Origin of the sequence: Herpetosiphon llansteffanensis, assembly GCF_003205875.1 — a bacterium.
GTDB lineage: Bacteria > Chloroflexota > Chloroflexia > Chloroflexales > Herpetosiphonaceae > Herpetosiphon > Herpetosiphon llansteffanensis.
In genome coordinates, this window is the sequence record NZ_PUBZ01000115.1 from 1 (window position 1) to 16,872 (window position 16,872).

Annotated in this window: 16 protein-coding genes; 3 read left to right on the plus strand and 13 right to left on the minus strand. The window is 51.5% G+C overall.

Features of this window, described 5'->3' with window-relative positions; translation table 11 throughout:
* Positions 1–33: 33 nt before the first annotated feature.
* The 7 genes from C5S61_RS18350 to C5S61_RS18380 form a co-directional block, all read right to left on the minus strand.
* A complete protein-coding gene (locus C5S61_RS18350; RefSeq protein ID WP_110517271.1) occupies positions 34–681 on the minus strand; it encodes a CpsD/CapB family tyrosine-protein kinase in 648 nt (215 codons plus the stop codon).
* 40 nt (positions 682–721) lie between these two features.
* Positions 722–1,372, minus strand: coding sequence for a YveK family protein (locus C5S61_RS18355; protein ID WP_110517273.1), 651 nt, complete (start codon positions 1,370–1,372; stop codon positions 722–724).
* Complete coding sequence (locus C5S61_RS18360; protein WP_110517275.1) at positions 1,372–2,064, minus strand: YveK family protein; 693 nt, start codon at positions 2,062–2,064, stop codon at positions 1,372–1,374. The genes C5S61_RS18355 and C5S61_RS18360 overlap by 1 nt, the downstream gene beginning before the upstream one ends.
* A gap of 322 nt (positions 2,065–2,386) precedes the next feature.
* Entirely contained in the window at positions 2,387–3,466 is a 1,080-nt protein-coding gene (locus C5S61_RS18365; protein WP_110517277.1) for a glycosyltransferase, read from the minus strand.
* A gap of 102 nt (positions 3,467–3,568) precedes the next feature.
* Positions 3,569–4,900, minus strand: a complete 1,332-nt coding sequence (locus C5S61_RS18370) for a P-loop NTPase family protein (RefSeq protein WP_110517279.1) — start codon at positions 4,898–4,900, stop codon at positions 3,569–3,571.
* A gap of 74 nt (positions 4,901–4,974) precedes the next feature.
* Entirely contained in the window at positions 4,975–5,268 is a 294-nt protein-coding gene (locus C5S61_RS18375) for a YciI family protein (protein WP_054535657.1), read from the minus strand.
* A 71-nt stretch (positions 5,269–5,339) separates the two neighbouring features.
* The gene (locus C5S61_RS18380; protein WP_164689620.1) at positions 5,340–5,960 is read right to left on the minus strand and encodes a metallophosphoesterase; all 621 of its coding nucleotides are present in this window, start codon (positions 5,958–5,960) and stop codon (positions 5,340–5,342) included.
* 999 nt (positions 5,961–6,959) lie between these two features.
* Here C5S61_RS18380 and C5S61_RS18390 point away from each other — a divergent pair.
* The gene (locus tag C5S61_RS18390) at positions 6,960–7,211 is read left to right on the plus strand and encodes a hypothetical protein (RefSeq protein WP_110517286.1); all 252 of its coding nucleotides are present in this window, start codon (positions 6,960–6,962) and stop codon (positions 7,209–7,211) included.
* Positions 7,212–7,570: 359 nt separating this feature from the next.
* Here C5S61_RS18390 and C5S61_RS18395 read toward each other — a convergent pair whose 3' ends face one another.
* From C5S61_RS18395 to nifS, 6 genes are all read right to left on the minus strand, one after another.
* Positions 7,571–8,728 (minus strand): carboxylate-amine ligase, encoded by a 1,158-nt coding sequence (locus C5S61_RS18395; protein ID WP_110517288.1) that lies wholly within the window; start codon positions 8,726–8,728, stop codon positions 7,571–7,573.
* A 107-nt stretch (positions 8,729–8,835) separates the two neighbouring features.
* A complete protein-coding gene (locus tag C5S61_RS18400; RefSeq protein WP_110517290.1) occupies positions 8,836–10,197 on the minus strand; it encodes a hypothetical protein in 1,362 nt (453 codons plus the stop codon).
* A 75-nt stretch (positions 10,198–10,272) separates the two neighbouring features.
* The gene (locus C5S61_RS18405) at positions 10,273–11,268 is read right to left on the minus strand and encodes an ATP-grasp domain-containing protein (protein WP_110517292.1); all 996 of its coding nucleotides are present in this window, start codon (positions 11,266–11,268) and stop codon (positions 10,273–10,275) included.
* A 175-nt stretch (positions 11,269–11,443) separates the two neighbouring features.
* Positions 11,444–11,815 (minus strand): helix-turn-helix domain-containing protein, encoded by a 372-nt coding sequence (locus C5S61_RS18410; RefSeq protein WP_054535662.1) that lies wholly within the window; start codon positions 11,813–11,815, stop codon positions 11,444–11,446.
* A gap of 509 nt (positions 11,816–12,324) precedes the next feature.
* The gene (locus C5S61_RS18415; protein ID WP_124033463.1) at positions 12,325–13,767 is read right to left on the minus strand and encodes a trigger factor; all 1,443 of its coding nucleotides are present in this window, start codon (positions 13,765–13,767) and stop codon (positions 12,325–12,327) included.
* A 137-nt stretch (positions 13,768–13,904) separates the two neighbouring features.
* Positions 13,905–15,101 carry a cysteine desulfurase NifS gene (gene nifS / locus C5S61_RS18420; RefSeq protein WP_110517296.1) on the minus strand — a complete coding sequence of 399 codons (1,197 nt, stop codon included), beginning with the start codon at positions 15,099–15,101 and terminating at the stop codon, positions 13,905–13,907.
* Between the two features lie 238 nt (positions 15,102–15,339).
* Between nifS and C5S61_RS18425 the strand changes: the two genes are divergently transcribed.
* Together C5S61_RS18425 and C5S61_RS18430 are read left to right on the plus strand one after the other, a co-directional pair.
* A complete protein-coding gene (locus C5S61_RS18425; RefSeq protein ID WP_110517298.1) occupies positions 15,340–16,371 on the plus strand; it encodes an NAD(P)H-dependent glycerol-3-phosphate dehydrogenase in 1,032 nt (343 codons plus the stop codon).
* A 15-nt stretch (positions 16,372–16,386) separates the two neighbouring features.
* Positions 16,387–16,833 (plus strand): GNAT family N-acetyltransferase, encoded by a 447-nt coding sequence (locus tag C5S61_RS18430; protein ID WP_110517300.1) that lies wholly within the window; start codon positions 16,387–16,389, stop codon positions 16,831–16,833.
* Positions 16,834–16,872 lie beyond the last annotated feature (39 nt).

Here is a 16,872-nt window from a genome sequence, read left to right on the forward strand (position 1 = left end):
GGGCTGGGGGGTGAGGGGAATTAAACCTATCCTTTAATAGCGAGCGTAGCGTTCGCGTTCCAGTTTGGCGTTGGTCAAAACCACCCCAACCAAGTGCGCATTGACCCGTTGCAACAAGGCTACAGCTTCGCGTGCACTATCGCGGCGAGTTTTGCCAGCCCGCGTCACCAGCACCACGCCATCGACTTTGGTCGCCAACAAGGCTGCATCGCTGGCTGCCAACACTGGCGGCGCATCGATCAACACAATATCTGCTTGTTGCTTGAGATCGCGCAGCACACTATCGAAGCGCTTGGAACTAAGCAAATCTGCTGGGCTGGGTGGGGTTGCCCCAGCAGGCAAAATTTGCAAGCCATCAATTTCGGTTTTGAGCAGCGGCAAATCGCTGTTTTGGCTCATCGCTTGGCTCAGGCCGCGATCGTTGCTTACCCCAAACAAGCTGTGCAAGCTAGGCCGCCGCAAATCGCAATCGAGCACAATCACCCGTTGCTCTGCTTGGGCAAAGGTAACGGCCAAATTGGCCAGCGCAATGCTTTTATCTTCGTCAGGCACGCTGCTCGTAACCAAAATCGTATGCAATTTGCGCTCAATCGATGAAAATTGAATATTGGTACGCAAGGTGCGATAGGCTTCGGCGGCGGCGGCCCGTGGATCGCGCAACGTGATTAAATCTAATGCCACAGTAACTACCTCTATCTAATTGGTTGGCTCAGGCCGACGCTTAATGTTCGGGAATGCTGCCCAAGGTTGGCAGGCCTGTCCAGCGTTCAATATCGTTGTTGGATTTGATCCGATCATCGAAATATTCAAGCGCAAAGGCCACCAAAATGCCGATGATGCCACCCAAAATTCCGCCAGCTAACACGTTAATTTTGGTTTTTGGCGAGGCCAGTTCAATATATTTGGCTGGTTGCTGAACGCGAATATTAATTGCATCGGTGCTCAAGCGTAGCGCATTCAAGCCAGCAACTTCGCTTTTGAGCGTTTCGCCCAAGGCATCGGCCAATTCGACGGCTTTTTTGGCATCGGGATAATCGACGTTGATCGTCAGCAGCAATTGATCGGGCTGCGGTTGAATTGCAATATATTTGCGCAAATAATCGGGCGTGCGATCCAATTGCAATTGATTGCTAATTTCTTGCAAGCGCGCATCGGTCAATTGGCCAGGCCAGTTGCCCATCACACTCGGCAATTGCATAGTCAAACCCTGATCGTAGCGGCTGGTGATGACATTATAGGTCGTTTGGGCGCGATACAAAGGCGTTTGCAATTTGCTAAACCCGTAGGCTGCACCAGCACTGGCAAAACCAATCAGCACAATCACCCACCAGCGCCGGAACAAAATTGCTAAGTAATCTTGTGGTCGAAGCATTACGACTCCTTTGGAATAGCGACGAGCACTGGGACATTCAGCTGGGCCAAATCGCTCTGTTCGCGCACGGTACGGTCGAGGTAGTGGCGCAAGAAGGCCAAGCCAAACCCTGCCACCAAGGCCAAAACCAAGCGCAACGCCAAACGGGTGATTGGCTGAGGCCAGCGACTAAGTGCCGTAGCCGTGGTTGGCAATTCGAGGGTTTCGACCGCCAACGTGCCCCATTGCGCCCGATTCCACCATTGCAAGCCTTGTTCGTCGAGCACTGCAATGCTGCCAGCAGCAATCGCCGTGGCTTGATCAGCAGTATCAGCATCAACCAGAATTGTGGCAATGCGATGCTCTTGCTCAACTGCCGTGATCATGCCTTTGACTGCACCAGCGTCGAGTTGCAGATTGCGATTGCTGGCAATCCATATGCTGACTGCTTGGGCAAAGGCTTCGGAGCGCACCACGCCCGGCAAATCATCAACAATAAATTGGGTGCTTTGCCACGAATTGTAAATATTCATGTCGGGCAGCACTTCGTTGCCGCCAACCGGCGCGTGGGTAATGGCAAACTTGGCGTTAGCCCGATAGCGCTGTGGATCAGGCTGAAAGCTGAGCAGCGAAACCAACAACACGAGCAGCGGCACACCAAGCACCAGCCACCACGAACGTTGGACAATCGCAAAATATCGGCGTAATTCCATAATTTTTCCTTATTTGATCCACGAAGGACACGAAGGTCACAAAGGGCTGAAACCGCGAAGAACGCGAAGGACGATAGGCGATAGGCTATTGGCTATGGGATGTAAGATCATGTAAATACAAAAATGTTCCGCTAGCCGAGAGCCTTCAGCCCATCGCCATTTTACCTCTGCGCCTCTGCGTTAAACTTGATTTCTCAACCAAGGCTATGTTCTATGCTCTATGTTCTATGCTCTAACATTCATCCCTCATCCCTCATCCTTCATCCTTCCGTCCCGACCCCCAGCCCCCAACTCCTATGCTCTCTGTTCTATGTTCTATGCTCTAACTTAGCAGCATTTCAATTTCAGCCCGAATCTGTGCCTCGAAGGCTGGGCGGGCAAATTGCTCGGCATGAGCGCGAATTGCCGTTGGATCGTAATGATCGTTTTGGCTGGCAAGGATGGCATTGGCTAAATCTTCGACCGTTTGTTGGCTGAAGAAGCGCCCAGTTTGGCCTTCGATTACGCTATCGAGTGCGCCGCCTGCTTTGTAGGCGATGACTGGTCGGCCTGCGCCCATGGCTTCGAGCGGCTGAATGCCTGCATCTTCTTCGCCTGGCATTAAGTAGGCGCGACAACGGGCGTATAAACTGCGCAAACTTGCATCATCGACTTTGCCGACGAAACGCACGCTTGGGCCAGCAACTTTTTCTAGCTCTGCCCGATCGCGGCCATCGCCAAAGATCACCAAGGGCAAACCAAGCTTGGTACAGGCTTTGATCGCCAAATCAAGCCGTTTGTAGGGCACTAAGCGCCCGCCTGCCAAATAAAAATCTTCTGTTGGCTGCGGCGCAAATGGCTGCAATTCAACTGGCGGCGTGATGATCGTTGAAGGGCGTTTGTAGAAATGGCCAATCCGATCGGCAACCGTGCGCGAGTTGGCAATAAAACGATCAACGCGGGCCGACGATTGCACATCCCACAAGCGCAAATAGGTCAGGAAGAAGGGCAGAATCGCCCCAAAAATGCCACTAATTTGCTCACGTTTGACATAATCGTCGGTGCGCCATGCAAAACGCATTGGCGTGTGACAATAGCACAAGTGGCGCGCGCCGGGCTTGGTAATGATGCCCTTGGCATAGGCGCTCGATGAGCTAATGACCAAATCGTAGGCGCTGAGGTCGAAATGCTCGAACGCGCTGGGATAGAGCAAGAAATATTTACGAAAATGTTTGCGCCAGCCTGGTAGCTTTTGCATAAACGAGGTGCGAATATCCCAACTGCGATACTCGTTGGGCATGGCCTCAGCATCGTAAATTGATGTATAGATTGGGGCTTGCGGAAACATGGCGTGCAACACTTCGAGCACCCGTTCCGCGCCACCATATTGATTCAAATAATCGTGAACTAAAGCTATTTGCATGGAACCTACTCAAACAAAAAGCCCATGGTTGGGCTATCCTGTGGGGTCATTATAGCGCACAACCAGGGCTTCAATGCTGAAAATTAGGTCACAACTGTGTAACTAAGTTGTTGCAAAGGCTCGTTTCATCAAGCGTCGTGCCCGATGCAGCACGCCAGTTAAAAAGGCGCTGCGTTCGCTGCCAAAGCGTTCTGCATATTCACGCGCCGCCTGCACTGGCTGAATTTCCACGCCTTGACCGCGCAGCATATGCAAATAATCAGTAATTAGCAAATACAAATCGCCAATCGTATGCTTGGGAAACATCTCGCCAATGTGTTGCTGGGCGATCGCTTGGGTAACTGGGCGATACACCGTGTCATACCAGCTTTGCACTGCTTCCTCGAAGGTCACTTCACGATCGAGATCTTTGCCCATAAAATATTGATGATCGATCACATGCAATTTGATGCGGGCATAATCATTGTCGTTGCTCAGCGGCACACGCACATCTTGGCGCAGCAGATTAAGCTTGCTCCAATGCAAAAATTCTATTTCAACCGCACTTGGCGGATCAGGCAACTTCACTCGATTTTTGCGCTCGCCATAATGGCGCGTATAGTCGATCGCGGCAGTTTTCGGACCGGGATCAATCCCCTCGGTTTGGGTCAGATAATGGCGATGATCCATAATCCACAGATACAAGTCGGTGGCGGTGCGCTCAGGGAAGGCCGCCAAAATGCCAGTAGCATAAATTTCGTCGATCAATGGTTTATAAATATTGTCGTACCAGCTTAAAATCGCCTCTTCGCTGCTTGGGTCTTCGCCAAGCTCCAACGATTTGAAATAGCGATGGCCGTTGATATGCCGAATCAAGTCCAAATAGCCGCTGGGCTTGGTTAGCTCGATAAATTGCGCTTCTGGCCGCAGTTGGGCCAAATTGGTCCATTCCAAAAAATCTGAGCGTTCTTCCAATTGATTTAATTCATTTTGGGTCATGCTTGGCTTGATTGGCACATCGCTCAGCAATTCGATCACATGGGCATCGATAAAATCTTGGCCTTGTTGGCGGGCAACCGAAACTCGATGATTGCCATCGCGCACAAAATAGACCTCGCCAATTTGATACAGCTCGATTGGCGGCAGCAATACATCGCTATAATGCGCCCGATCGACGTTTTTCCAACGGGCTTTGGTTACTTCGTGGCGCGGCAAAAACTGGCGGTCGAAATCGCTATAGCGGCCTTCGCTGCCAATAATTGAAGCCAAGGGCACGATTTGCATGCCACGGTCGGTTTGGCTGCGAATATTTAGGCGAGCGCGAACCTCTTCAAATGGCAAAAGCGTTTGGGGTTCGTCGCGCAACCGCGCTTTTATGGCATTCAGAAAGGCGCTAAATCGCGCTTTTTGAAAATCACTATCAACTTGCTGATCGATCCATTGATTGTAGCCCATCTTAAGTTCCTCCTTGGTGTCGGCGAGCTTGGCCTAAAATGACACCGTTGTGTGTGTTTGCTAGATTGTTGTTGTTACCACGATGGAACAATCTGCTGTGGTTGGCCCTCAGTGATGCGCCATTCGCGAATCTCGTAGGAATCCAAACCACGTGCTACTAATGGGTCTTCTTCGACAAGATCTCTTGCAGCTGCCAACGAATCGGCCTGCAATAAGACAAAGCCACCCCGACGGTCGGTGGCGGGGCCAGAGAGCAACAAGTGGCCAGCGGCTTTGAGCTGGGCCAAATATGCTAAATGATCAGGCAAATGCGGTTCGTAGATTGCCCGATCGACGATAATGGTTAATGTTACCAAATACGTTAGCATTGCTGACTCCCAAAGAAAAAACGCCCCCAATGGGGAGCGTCGTTGCATACTGTTCAACCTTGAGATCATGATTAACTGGCTCTGGCGTTGCTCAAGGCCGCCATTGGCTCAATATCGAGCAAGCGATAGCCATGGGTATTTACAATCAGTGTATCACCATATTGCAAAGGCCGTTGGTCGCCATAGCCATAATTCAAGTGCACATGGCCATGAATAACATAGCGTGGTGCAATCCGATCAATAAAGCGCCGTAGCGCTTGCGGCCCGCGATGTGCGCCAATGCCATCGTGCAAGCCTGCTGGTGGTGTGTGGGTAATTAACACATCAAGCCGCTGGCGATGGCGCATTTGGGCGAAAAAGACCCGTGCGCTAAGCATGGTCATGCGCCAAGCCCATTCAGCTTCGCTATATTGATGTTCGCCTGGGCGATAGCGTAACACGCCGCTAGCCCCCGCGATTAATATCCCATTCACCATTTCAACCCGCAAATCGAGGTCATCGCAGCCCTGTGGTTTGGTCGAAACTCTGCCGTCTTCATGCTGCTCAGGCGCATCATGATTGCCGTTAACGTAAAAGCAGGGAACATTGAGCATCGAAACCAGATACTCAAGGTAACTTGGTGGTAAATCACCACAGCCGACAATCGCATCGATCGCCCCTACACGTTGGTGCAGCGCCGATGTTTGCAACATGCTAACTACTTCGTCACTAACCGACAGGAGCCTCATCGCGCCCTCCAGAACTTCCACGATTCCACACTCGTTGCAGCATTGCGTTACTCAGCAGTATAGCACAGGTATTGCGAGGGATGAAGGATGAAGGATGAGGGATGAAGGATGAGGGATGATGTAAAATCAAAAGTCAAAAGAAGAGCATAGAACATAGAACATAGGGGTTGGGGGCTGGGGATCAGGGACGGAAGGATGAAGGATGAGGGATGAGGGATGAGGGATGATGTAAAATCAAAAGTCAAAAGAAGAGCATAGAGCATAGAGCATAGAACATAGGGATTGGGGGTCAGGGGTCAGGGCTAGGGATCGGTTGGTCATTCTGAGCCAATAGCCTAGAGCCTTCATAGCCTGCATGCCCTTCGCGCTCTTCGCGTCCTTCGCGGTTTCCGTTCTTCGTGCTCTTCGTGCTCTTCGTGGATCATAATCCCAATAGCCTTTGTACCCTTCGTGGAGCAAAAGTCGCAGGCACGTTGCAAAAGCTGCGACTTTTTTGCGACTTTTTTAGGCTTGCTCGCTGCTATACTCCTACGTGAGCGAAGCACTTTGGAAAACATACACATCGACAATCAAGGAGGTCTGAGTTACTGATAAGGGGTTTGTTGGTAGTGCGGTGAGAGGCGCTACCTCGGCTCGTAGCTAGTGCGGTGAGAGGCGCTAGATAAGAGCAATCTGCGCAAGCCTGACACGCTGTTGTGTCATATGCGTAGCCTTATCAAGCATTCAAACTTATTAGAAATTTCAATCGGGTATCGATCGTTTGAGCAGTGCTATGGCACTGCTCTTGGCTTTTTAGCTGCATGCTTGCAACGATTCTGCTCTAAATCTGCTACTTGGTGGGCTGCCGAATCGCTATACTCGGAGTTGAGTGGAATAGCGAACTCGATTGAAAGGAAGCACCTGATGCTGAGAAAATGGATTAGCGCAATCATAGGAGGGAGCGTTCTGATATTGGTGTTACTCATGGTGTTCGATTCATTGCAAGCCTATGCAGCGCTTGGCCCAATCGACGATTTTCCCATCTATGCTGATAGCGCTGATCTGCTGCATAATGGCCAAGCTTTGTATTATGTTGTGTTAAAACGGCCTGTCAACAATGAGATTAAAGATTTCTACATCAAGGCCTTAGCCCAACGCGGTTGGCACTTGCAACCAAGCGTGACCAACCATCTCCACGCATTTATGCGCTTTGAGCAAAGGGCATCGTCGAGTTGAAAATTATCCAGCATGGCGGCTGTAAGCTGGCTCGAAGCGAGGTTTATGCGCGCTATGTTGATCCCCGTTTGCCAATCACACCAAATCCAAATAAAAATGTAGTTTGGTATGGAACCAGCTTCCCCTGTACCGAGGCCCAACCGCTTTCCGCCAAATTACTTAGCTCTAGCTAATGTATTCCCTCACCCCAACCCCTCTCCCGTGGCGCGGGCGAGGGGCTTTAATATCGTGGTTCTGTCGACTGCGTGGTGAAAAACAGGTACTCCCCCTCGCCTGCGTTTTCGTGGGAGAGGGGGATGGGGGGTGAGGGAACATTCTCGCCTACGAAAACGCGGGCGAGGGGGCGCAGGAAATTTAGCTTAGCCACTCACTGCTTGAGTTGCTTGGTCGACCGGCACGCCTTCCATGGTTTCGCGAATCAGCTGATCGACCACGGCTTTAATATCGCCAGTTTCGGCATATGTTCGCAGTTGACGCTCGGCGCTGGTGCCATGCTTCAGCACTTGGTCAATATAATCAATTGCTGCCCGCGAACCAAGATCATCAACCACATCGTCGACAAACTCGCGCAACTCGGCCATGAGATCATGGGCTGATAGCTCTTCACGCTTGCCAAAATCGATCAGCTTGCCACCCATGCCATAGCGTGCAGCCCGCCATTTGTTCTCGTTGATCAAGGCGCGGCTGTAGACGCGGAAGGTTTGGTTCTGACGGAACAAGCTATAAATTTTAACAAAAATCGCTTGAATCAAGCCAGCAATCATAATCGCTTCATCAACTTTGGTGGCAATGTCGCAAATCCGTACTTCGAGCGTGCCAAACATTGGGTGTGGCCGCGCATCCCACCACACTTTTTTGCCATTGTCGATGCTATGGGTTTTGAGCAAAATATTGATGTATTGCTCAAATTCAGCATACGATTGGAAGGTGTCGGGAATGCCGGTGCGTGGAAAGTTGGTGAAGATGATCGAGCGATACGATTGGAAGCCAGTTTTGCGGCCCATCCAAAATGGCGATGAGGTCGAAAGCGCCAACAAGTGCGGCAGAAAGTAGCGCGCTACGTTCATAATTTCGATGCAGGTTTCGTTATCGGGCATGCCGATGTGCACGTGCATGCCGAAAATCAACAAGCGCCGCGCCGCTTCTTGCATTTCCTCAATCACGCCATAATAGCGCTCGTGGGGATAAATATCCTGCTTTTGCCACGATGAAAACGGGTGTGTGCCAGCGGCGGCAATCCGCAGGCCTTTGCTAGCAGCCAAACTGCCAATCGCCCCGCGCAAGCGAATAATTTCTTGGCGAGCTTCATCGACCGTGCGACAGACGTGCGTGCCAACCTCGACAATCGATTGGTGCATTTCTGGCTTCATCTGTTCGCGTAAAATCAACTGACCTTCGTCAAGAATTTGGGTGATGTACGACTTCAATTCGCGGGTTTCAGGATCGATAATTTGATATTCTTCTTCGATCCCAATCGTAAACGGAAAGTTTGGATGCCCCGGATCACGATATTCCATAAGCTCCCCCGTTGGTGTGTCAGTTGATAGTGGGCTGTGGGTGGGTTGGTGTTCGTGGTAATGCCCATTAGGATAGTTGATGTTTTGGTGCTTGTCTACGCTGAGATTTAGCCTTGCTTGGCGACCTGAAAGGTTGGTGTGGTCGAGCCGCCGCCTGCGGTCACATTCAATAAGGTCACGGTCGATAGCCGCGTTAGACAGCCTTGAACTTCGGTGCCAAATAAAAATGGATCGGTATCAACCAAGCGTTGGCTAATTTGCAATTGACCATCAACCATAGCTGGATAATCTTCGTAGGCGATGACCACCCGCTCCTGCACCACAAATGGCTCAGAGAGCGCATGCTCCACAGCCAAATCCCAGGCTGCGCCCTCGGTTTCCCAGCCAATCGTAATGCCATGGCCGCCGTAATCGTCGTTTGGTTTGAGCAACAGCCGATCACGGTTTTGCTTGATAAACTCCAGCAATTCGACCTCGCTGCCAGCATAATCGGTGCGTCCAGCAGCTACCCGCCGTGTCCATGGAATGTGCTGGGCAAGCTGCTGTTGGGTTGCTTTGCTAATGCCCGCCGCGCTGGTAATCGCTGGATCTGAAAGCAAACCAAAGATCATTTTTTTGTGCAGCAATTTGGCGCGAAAGTTATTGGCCAAACAAATCGCGCCATCGCGATAGGCTTGGGTTAATGGGTGATCGAAGGCTTCGTTGCCCAAGCGCTGCAAAAATTCAGTCGTCAACAAGCGTTTGTAGACAAAGTTAACTGGCGTATCATTGGCATACAGCGTGCCAGCGTGATAGCGCAATTCTTCTGGCGCGCAAATCACGGTTTTTAAGCCATGCTCGCCAAAATACTGCTGGAATAATTGAAACTCGGAGAGCGTTGGCAAGCCATGCCAATCAACAATTGCAATCTGTGGATCGTCTTTGCCGCCCCATTCGCGATAAATTGCCAAAAATGCTTCGAGCAAGCGCCCACGGGCTGGCAAACTTGCAACCTGATAGTGGCGCTGAAACTCCTGCATAATGGGTAATTGCTCAAATACCTGCGAAAGAATATCCTCATAGGCGATGGCGGCTGGGCTTTCGGCGTTATATTCGACAAATTGAAACGAGCTACTATCGCTGGTCAAAAATGAATCTAGCCGCGACGAAACGCTCAACTCGCGGTAGCCAGGCTCATAGCTAATTAATCGTTGCTCGCCCTCGGTCAAGGCCAGCAGATCGAGCACCGTGGGCGTGCGCAAGGCATACTCAACCACGCTGCGGGCTGCTTCGGCGACCAATTGCGAAACCGAGGCAATTAAGCCCGATTGCTCAATACTGAGAAAATGCGGGCGCAAGACATTGCACAACGGTCGCGTGCCAAAAAAGAGATTTTCTTGTTGTTGTAGGCTGGTCAATCGTTCTTGGGAAGCGCGCGCGAGATCGGGCGTGAGGAGGGCGTGATAATCACGAATCGCTTGCTCTAACATAGGCCGCTCCATCAATCGCAGCAACGAGCATAGCCAACGCAAAAACCGGCTATGCTCGCGCTTGCTTAACCATTCTTATTCATTGGTTGTGGTTGAACGAGCTTTGGGTTTGCTACTCGCGGTGAGCAACGAGTTCCATTGATAGGTGACTTTGGATTGTTTGCGCTTGCCTAAGGCATAATCGATACACATATCGGCCATGGCGTTGACCACCCACGGAAAGTAGTGGTCGGTCAGCGAATTAATATCCATATCAGGCGCTGGGTTGGTAAAATCGATTGCGTAGGCAATGCCATCTTTAATTGCAAACTCAACCGTGTTCATATCGTAGCCAAGCGCTTCGTTGAGTTTCCGCGCCCCATCCAAGACCTGTTGACCCTCTTCGGGAGTGAGGAAACCTGGTTCGTGGAAGTAGCGATGCGGCCATGGCGCATTGGCATCAAACTTCATAACCATAAAATGCTCTTTGCCAATACACATTACGCGGGCATATTTTTCCCATTCGATGCACTCTTGCAGCATCATACATTCGGTGCCGGTAGTGTTATAAGCATCGTAGAGTTGATCGTAGTTGTAGAGCTTGAACACCTGCTTGAAGCCACCGCCCCAAGCTGGCTTGAGAATAACCGGAAAGCCGCCGACGGCCTCGACATGCGCTTCCCATGGAATCGGGTAGATCAAATTGCGCAGCGATTCATCGACCACACCCTCGACATACGAATGCGATGGCAAGGCGATGGTGCGCGGATGCTTGACCCCAATTGCATCGGAAAGTGATGCGCCAAAAAACTTATCGTCAGCACTCCACCAAAATGGATTATTGACGACGACCGTGCCTTGAAGCACAGCATTTTTGAGATAGGTGCGATAGTAGGGGATTTCGTGGGAGATGCGGTCAACGATTACAGCGTACTCACTCGGCTCGTTCATGGCAGTGCCGCCCAATTGCAAATATTCGGCGGTTACGCCAAGATTGCGGCGGTTGACTTCCTCGATAAATGCCGGTGGCCACGACCATTCACGCCCAACCATGACCCCAATTTTCTTATCGGCTTTTTTTGCTTTTGCCAAGCAAAACCTCCTTGTATCGGTCTAGGCTTTGAGGGAAAATCCTGTGGGTATTTGTGCGGATGCTGCTTCGTTGCGAGGCGCATCATAGCATATCAAGCGCTGCTGCGCCAAAACACCCAAGCGAGGCTTGCCTCATGCAGGGCACTTACAAGCAGATTCTTGACCATCAATTGGGTTAATTGTTGCGCTTATCATCGTTGCGATCTTGCAAATCGCGCTGGAATAGCACAAACTCATAGACTTGTTGGCGACGATCGGGGCTGAGCGTGGTAAAAATTGAGAGTAGTGCCTCTTGTTCGCGCCGTGAATCGGAGTAGATTTTGGTTTCGGACGAGGCTGCTTCGCTGATCATTTCCAAGGCGGTGGTGCGGAACACTTGGGCTACGCCTTCGACTTCGGCAATTCGTGGCGAGGTGTTGCCCGCCTCAACCGCGCTAATATACGAGCCAGAAACGCCGACTTTTGCGCCTAAATCATTCTGGGTCAAGCGGTCGCGGGTGCGCTTGCGTTTGATAATTGCGCCAATTGCTTCACTCAAACTAGCCATGCCAATCTCCAATCTTGCTGCTAATTCGGTTGCGATTCCTTTGCATTGTACAAGAAAAACTCAGCAAACGGCAGCAGACAGAAGAACATAGAACATAGGAATTGCAGTAGTGATCCACGAAGGGCACGAAGAACGGAAACCGCGAAGGACGCGAAGGGCACGAAGGCGATAGGCTTTTGGCTTTTGGCTTTGGATCTCTAGTTTTGAACCAAATCTCCGATAGCCCATAGCCTAGAGCCATGATTCTGATCCCCTCACCTCAACTCCTCTCCGTGGCGCGGGCGAGGGGCTTTAATCCTTGGTTCTGCCCCAATTCGTTGGTTAAAACGGTGCTCCCCTCGCCCGCGTTCAGTGGGAGAGGGGCTGGGGGTGAGGGCATGATCCCGCTTTTGACTTCTGACTTCTGACTTCTGACTTTTGACTTTTCATCCTTCATCCCTCATCCTTCATACTTTAAACAAAATCCCCCTCGCCCAATTGCTTGGACAAGGGGGCGCTTGCGAGCGAGATTAAGCAGCGCTGCTGCCGGTTGCCAATTCGACCAAGCGATCTTGCAATTTCTTGTCGAGCAACGAGCCAGCAACTTGCGAGCGCAACTCTTTTTCGAGTCGGCGGCGGGTTGGGCCACGTTGAGCATCAGGGAAATCGTTCAAGATGCGTTCGATTTCGGCGTTAACTTCGCTATCATCGACGCTCAAGCCTTCGGCTTCAACGATTTTGCGCACCACCAACGACGATTTCAGGCTTTCTTCGCCACGTGGCAACAATTCTTGCACTGCTTCGTCGTGGGTTTTGCCAACGATTTGCAGGTATTGCTCCATGTTGATGCCATAGCGAGCCAACGATTCCACTTGCTCGTGGAGCAATTCGTGGGCGCGATCAGCAACCAACGCATCGGGCACATCGAAGGTTGTTGCAGCAACAACTTCTTCGAGATACTTGTTCAAGACGTTGCGGCGATGGTGTTCGCTTGAATTCTTGACCAAGCGTTCCATCAGGTCTGCCTTGTAAGCATCCAAGTCGCCTTCGAATTCTTCCAAGCCTGGAACTTCTTCCCATGCTGGCAATTGGCGATTTTGAATTTCGCTGACGGTTACTTTGAACACAACGTCTTTGTCAGCAACCCGGGCATCTGGATGATCGGCTGGCAGGTGCGCGCTAATTTCGCGGGTTTCACCAGCTTTGATGCCTTTCAAGCCTGCATAGAGTTCAGGCACGATCCGACGTTCTTCCATGATTAAGGTCGTTGGTTCGCCTTCATCATCGTCGTCATCATCATCGTCGTCGTCGTCATCATCATCGTCATCATCGTCGTCGTCTTCATCGTCGTCATCATCGTCGTCATCGTCATCGTCATCATCGTCGTCATCGTCATCATCATCGTCATCATCGTCGTCATCGTCTTCAGCATCGAGTTTGTGCAATGGCACGCCATCGACCAGCGTTTGGACGGTAGCGGTCAATTGATCGCCTTCGCCTGCTTCTGGCTCGCCTTCGGGAGCGCTCAACACGACGTGTTTTTCACGAGCTTGATCCAACGCCACTTCCAAGGTTGCATCGGTAACTGGTTCTTCGGTCAAGTCAACCGTGATTGCCTTGTAATCGGGCAAGTTCACTTCTGGCTCAACGGGAACCAAAATGCGGAAGCGGAATGGTTCAGCTTCGACTTTTTCCAATGAAGCTTGAGCAACTGGCGTAATTTTTTCTTGATCGAGAGCAGCGCGGAAGGCCACATTAATAATTTCGTCGGTAGCTTCTTCTAAAATCGCGGCCTTGCCGTAATAATTTTCAACGATAAAGCGAGGAGCCTTACCCTTGCGGAAGCCTGGAATCGCAACCTTGCTGGCAATCCGTTGGGCGGCTTTGTTCAACTCTTTTTCTATCGTCGCTGCGTCTGGCTCGATCTCAAGCGCAACAATGCGCTTTGGCAATTGTTCAGTTGTGACTTTCACACGATCTCCAAAGTATATGCTATTTAAGCGATCTTTAACTATCGCCAACGAAGGCAGTCTAGCGTGACATTATACCAGAACATGGCTTAGCGTTGGCTAGCGAATCTGGATTTGATTAATAATTGTTCGCGCTGCGCTTAATAGACGGTTTGCTCGGCCAAGAAATGGCGATACATCGGCGATACCGCCCGCAAGCGCTCAACAATTGGCGGCAATAATTCCAATACGCGCTCGATTTGCTCGGCAGTGTTATCGCGACCAAGGGTCATGCGCAGGCTACCATGGGCGCGTTCGGCACTAATTCCCAAGGCCATCAATACATGCGATGGGTCGAGCGAGCCGCTGGTGCATGCCGAGCCACTTGAGGCATAAATGCCCTGTTGATCAAGCAACAGCAGCATGCTTTCGCCCTCGATAAAATCAAATGAAATATTGACATTATTCGGCAAACGCTGGGTACGATGACCATTCAGATAGACATGCGGAATGCTTGCCTCAATCCCCGTAATCAGCCTATCGCGCAGGCTGGTAATTTGGCTCACGCTTTGGGGCAGTTCATCGACAGCTAGTTGCAAGGCCTTGGCCAAACCAACAATCCCAGGCACATTTTCGGTGCCAGCCCGCAAACGCCGTTCCTGCGAGCCACCATTGATCAACGGTAGCATTGGCACGCCGCGCCGCATATACAACGCGCCAATGCCTTTTGGCCCATAAAATTTATGCGCGGTTAGGCTCAACAAATCAACATTTAACTCTTTGACATTAATTGGTTGCGCCCCGATTAACTGCACCGCGTCGGTATGGAACAGCACATCGTGCTCGCGGCAGATTGCGCCCAATTCGGCAATTGGCTGAATTGTGCCAATCTCGTTGTTGGCCGCCATAATGCTGACCAACACCGTGGTTGGGCGCAGCGCAGCCCGTAAATCGGCAACCGAAACCAAGCCAGTGCTATCAACTGGCAAGATGGTTATTTCAAAGCCAAAGTGTTCGAGATATTCCACCGCATGCAGCACAGCATGATGTTCAATCGCGCTGGTGATGATGTGATTGCCTTTGCCTGCGTCACGCTGAGCAAACGCCACGCCCTTGATCGCCAGATTATCGGCCTCGGAGCCGCCGCTGGTAAACACAATTTCTTTGCGTTTTGCGCCCAACAAGCTAGCTACCGTTTCGCGGGCCTCGTCTACGCCTTCGAGCGCGGCGCGACCCAGCCGATAGATACTTGATGGATTGCCGTAGGCCGTGTTGAAATAGGGCAACATAGCCTCAACGACCCTTGGATCAGTTGCAGTCGTCGCTGCATGATCGAGATAAATTGTTTCTGGTGCCATTCCAGACCACCTTTTGCTGCTAATTGCAAGTTTGTCGCTGGTTTGATTTTACCGCTGTTTAACCCCAAATTGCTGTAAACGTTTCGCTACATTCAGCATGGCCCTGCCAGTAGAACGCCGAAAACGCAAGCATTTGGTCACAGCTTGCAATTGCTGGTTCATAGAGATTCAATGTGGGACTTGTACGACTAATGGTATGCTAAGAAGAGCTGAATCGCAATATTTGGGAGGCACAATCATGATCCAACGGCTTGACGTAGCAGTCATCGGCACTGGCAATTGGGGCACAACCTTGGCCTTGGTTTTGGCGCGTGGCGGGCGCAATGTCACGCTGTTTGGCCGCAATCAAGCAGAGGTTGAGCAACTGCAAGTTGCTGGCGAAAACAGCCGTTTTTTGCCTGGGCAGCGCTTTCCGGCCAATTTGGGCTTGGCGTTTGAGCCTGCGCTTGCTGCTCAAGCCCAAGTTATTTTGTTGGCAGTGCCTTCCAAAACGATTCGCAGCAATGCGCTGCAACTTGCGCCGCTGCTTGCCCCAGACACGATTGTGCTTAGCTGCGCCAAAGGTATTGAGACTGGTAGCCTTGAAACGATGAGCGAAGTGTTGGCTGAGGCGCTCAGCCCGCATCCACGGGGCTTGATTGGTGCACTCTCAGGGCCAAATATTGCCAACGAAATTGCCCAAGGCTTGCCTTCAACCAGCGTCGTGGCATTAAGCGATGATCAGGCTGGTCAGCGGGCGCAGAGCTTGCTCACCACCACATTAATGCGGATCTATCGCTCAAGTGATGTGATTGGGGTGGAGCTTGGCGGCGCACTCAAAAATATTGTCGCGCTTGGAGCAGGCATTTGCGATGGCATGGGCTTGGGCGATAATGCCAAGGCGGCCTTTATCACGAGAGGTTTGGCCGAGATGACGCGCTTGGGCATGGCTCGCGGCGCACATCCGCTGACGTTTGCTGGCTTGGCAGGCTTGGGCGATTTAATTGCCACCTGTGCCTCGCCCCATAGCCGCAATCGCCGTTTGGGCGAAGCGCTGGCTCGTGGCCAATCGCTGGAAACCGCGCTGGCCCAGCTTGGCCAGGTTGCCGAAGGCGTGAACACGACTGCTACTGCTCGCCAATTAGCCCAACACTATAATGTTGAACTACCGATTGCCGATGAGTTGTATCGCGTGTTGTTTGAAGGCAAATCGCCGCAACAGGCGGGGCTTGATTTAATGCAGCGTGACCCTAAAAATGAATTAGCAGGCTTGCAAGGGCTATTTGCTTAATCGAGGAGCTGAGCAATGCAAGAGTTACGATCATTTACCCAACAACATTTGGCTGAATTAGCGCCGTTGATTGCCGCCAGTAGCGCCGAAGGCTATAGCATGGTGCAACGGCTCTACGACGAATGGCAGAGCGGCGTGCAAACCTTTGCGCAGCCAGGCGAAGGTTTTTGGGGCATTTGGCAAGGCCAGCGTTTGCGGGCAATTGGCGGCATCAGCATCGATCCATATCAACCAACAGCGACACTTGGCCGAATTCGCCATGTGTATGTGTTGCCTGCGTGGCGGCGACATGGCTTGGCCAAACAGCTTGTGCTGCACAGCCTGAAGCATGCGGCGGGCCATTTTGCCAAAATCAGCTTATACACCAATAATCCGGCGGCGGCGAAACTGTATGAGGCCTGTGGTTTTGAGCCAGCTACGGGCTTAGTGCGCAGCACCCATTGCTACAACGAGCCAGATTAGCAGCAAATACGCTTTTAGCCCATTAGCATGAGCTAATTC

Excerpts from the sequence above, each read along its gene's own strand:
- C5S61_RS18355 (WP_110517273.1), bottom strand. The coding sequence starts at position 1,372 with ATGCTTCGACCACAAGATTACTTAGCAATTTTGTTCCGGCGCTGGTGG.
- C5S61_RS18360 (WP_110517275.1), bottom strand. The coding sequence starts at position 2,064 with ATGGAATTACGCCGATATTTTGCGATTGTCCAACGTTCGTGGTGGCTG.
- C5S61_RS18365 (WP_110517277.1), bottom strand. The coding sequence starts at position 3,466 with ATGCAAATAGCTTTAGTTCACGATTATTTGAATCAATATGGTGGCGCG.
- C5S61_RS18370 (WP_110517279.1), bottom strand. The coding sequence starts at position 4,900 with ATGGGCTACAATCAATGGATCGATCAGCAAGTTGATAGTGATTTTCAA.
- C5S61_RS18375 (WP_054535657.1), bottom strand. The coding sequence starts at position 5,268 with ATGCTAACGTATTTGGTAACATTAACCATTATCGTCGATCGGGCAATC.
- C5S61_RS18380 (WP_164689620.1), bottom strand. The coding sequence starts at position 5,960 with ATGTTGCAAACATCGGCGCTGCACCAACGTGTAGGGGCGATCGATGCG.
- C5S61_RS18390 (WP_110517286.1), top strand. The coding sequence starts at position 6,960 with ATGGTGTTCGATTCATTGCAAGCCTATGCAGCGCTTGGCCCAATCGAC.
- C5S61_RS18395 (WP_110517288.1), bottom strand. The coding sequence starts at position 8,728 with ATGGAATATCGTGATCCGGGGCATCCAAACTTTCCGTTTACGATTGGG.
- C5S61_RS18400 (WP_110517290.1), bottom strand. The coding sequence starts at position 10,197 with ATGTTAGAGCAAGCGATTCGTGATTATCACGCCCTCCTCACGCCCGAT.
- C5S61_RS18410 (WP_054535662.1), bottom strand. The coding sequence starts at position 11,815 with ATGGCTAGTTTGAGTGAAGCAATTGGCGCAATTATCAAACGCAAGCGC.
- nifS (WP_110517296.1), bottom strand. The coding sequence starts at position 15,101 with ATGGCACCAGAAACAATTTATCTCGATCATGCAGCGACGACTGCAACT.
- C5S61_RS18425 (WP_110517298.1), top strand. The coding sequence starts at position 15,340 with ATGATCCAACGGCTTGACGTAGCAGTCATCGGCACTGGCAATTGGGGC.
- C5S61_RS18430 (WP_110517300.1), top strand. The coding sequence starts at position 16,387 with ATGCAAGAGTTACGATCATTTACCCAACAACATTTGGCTGAATTAGCG.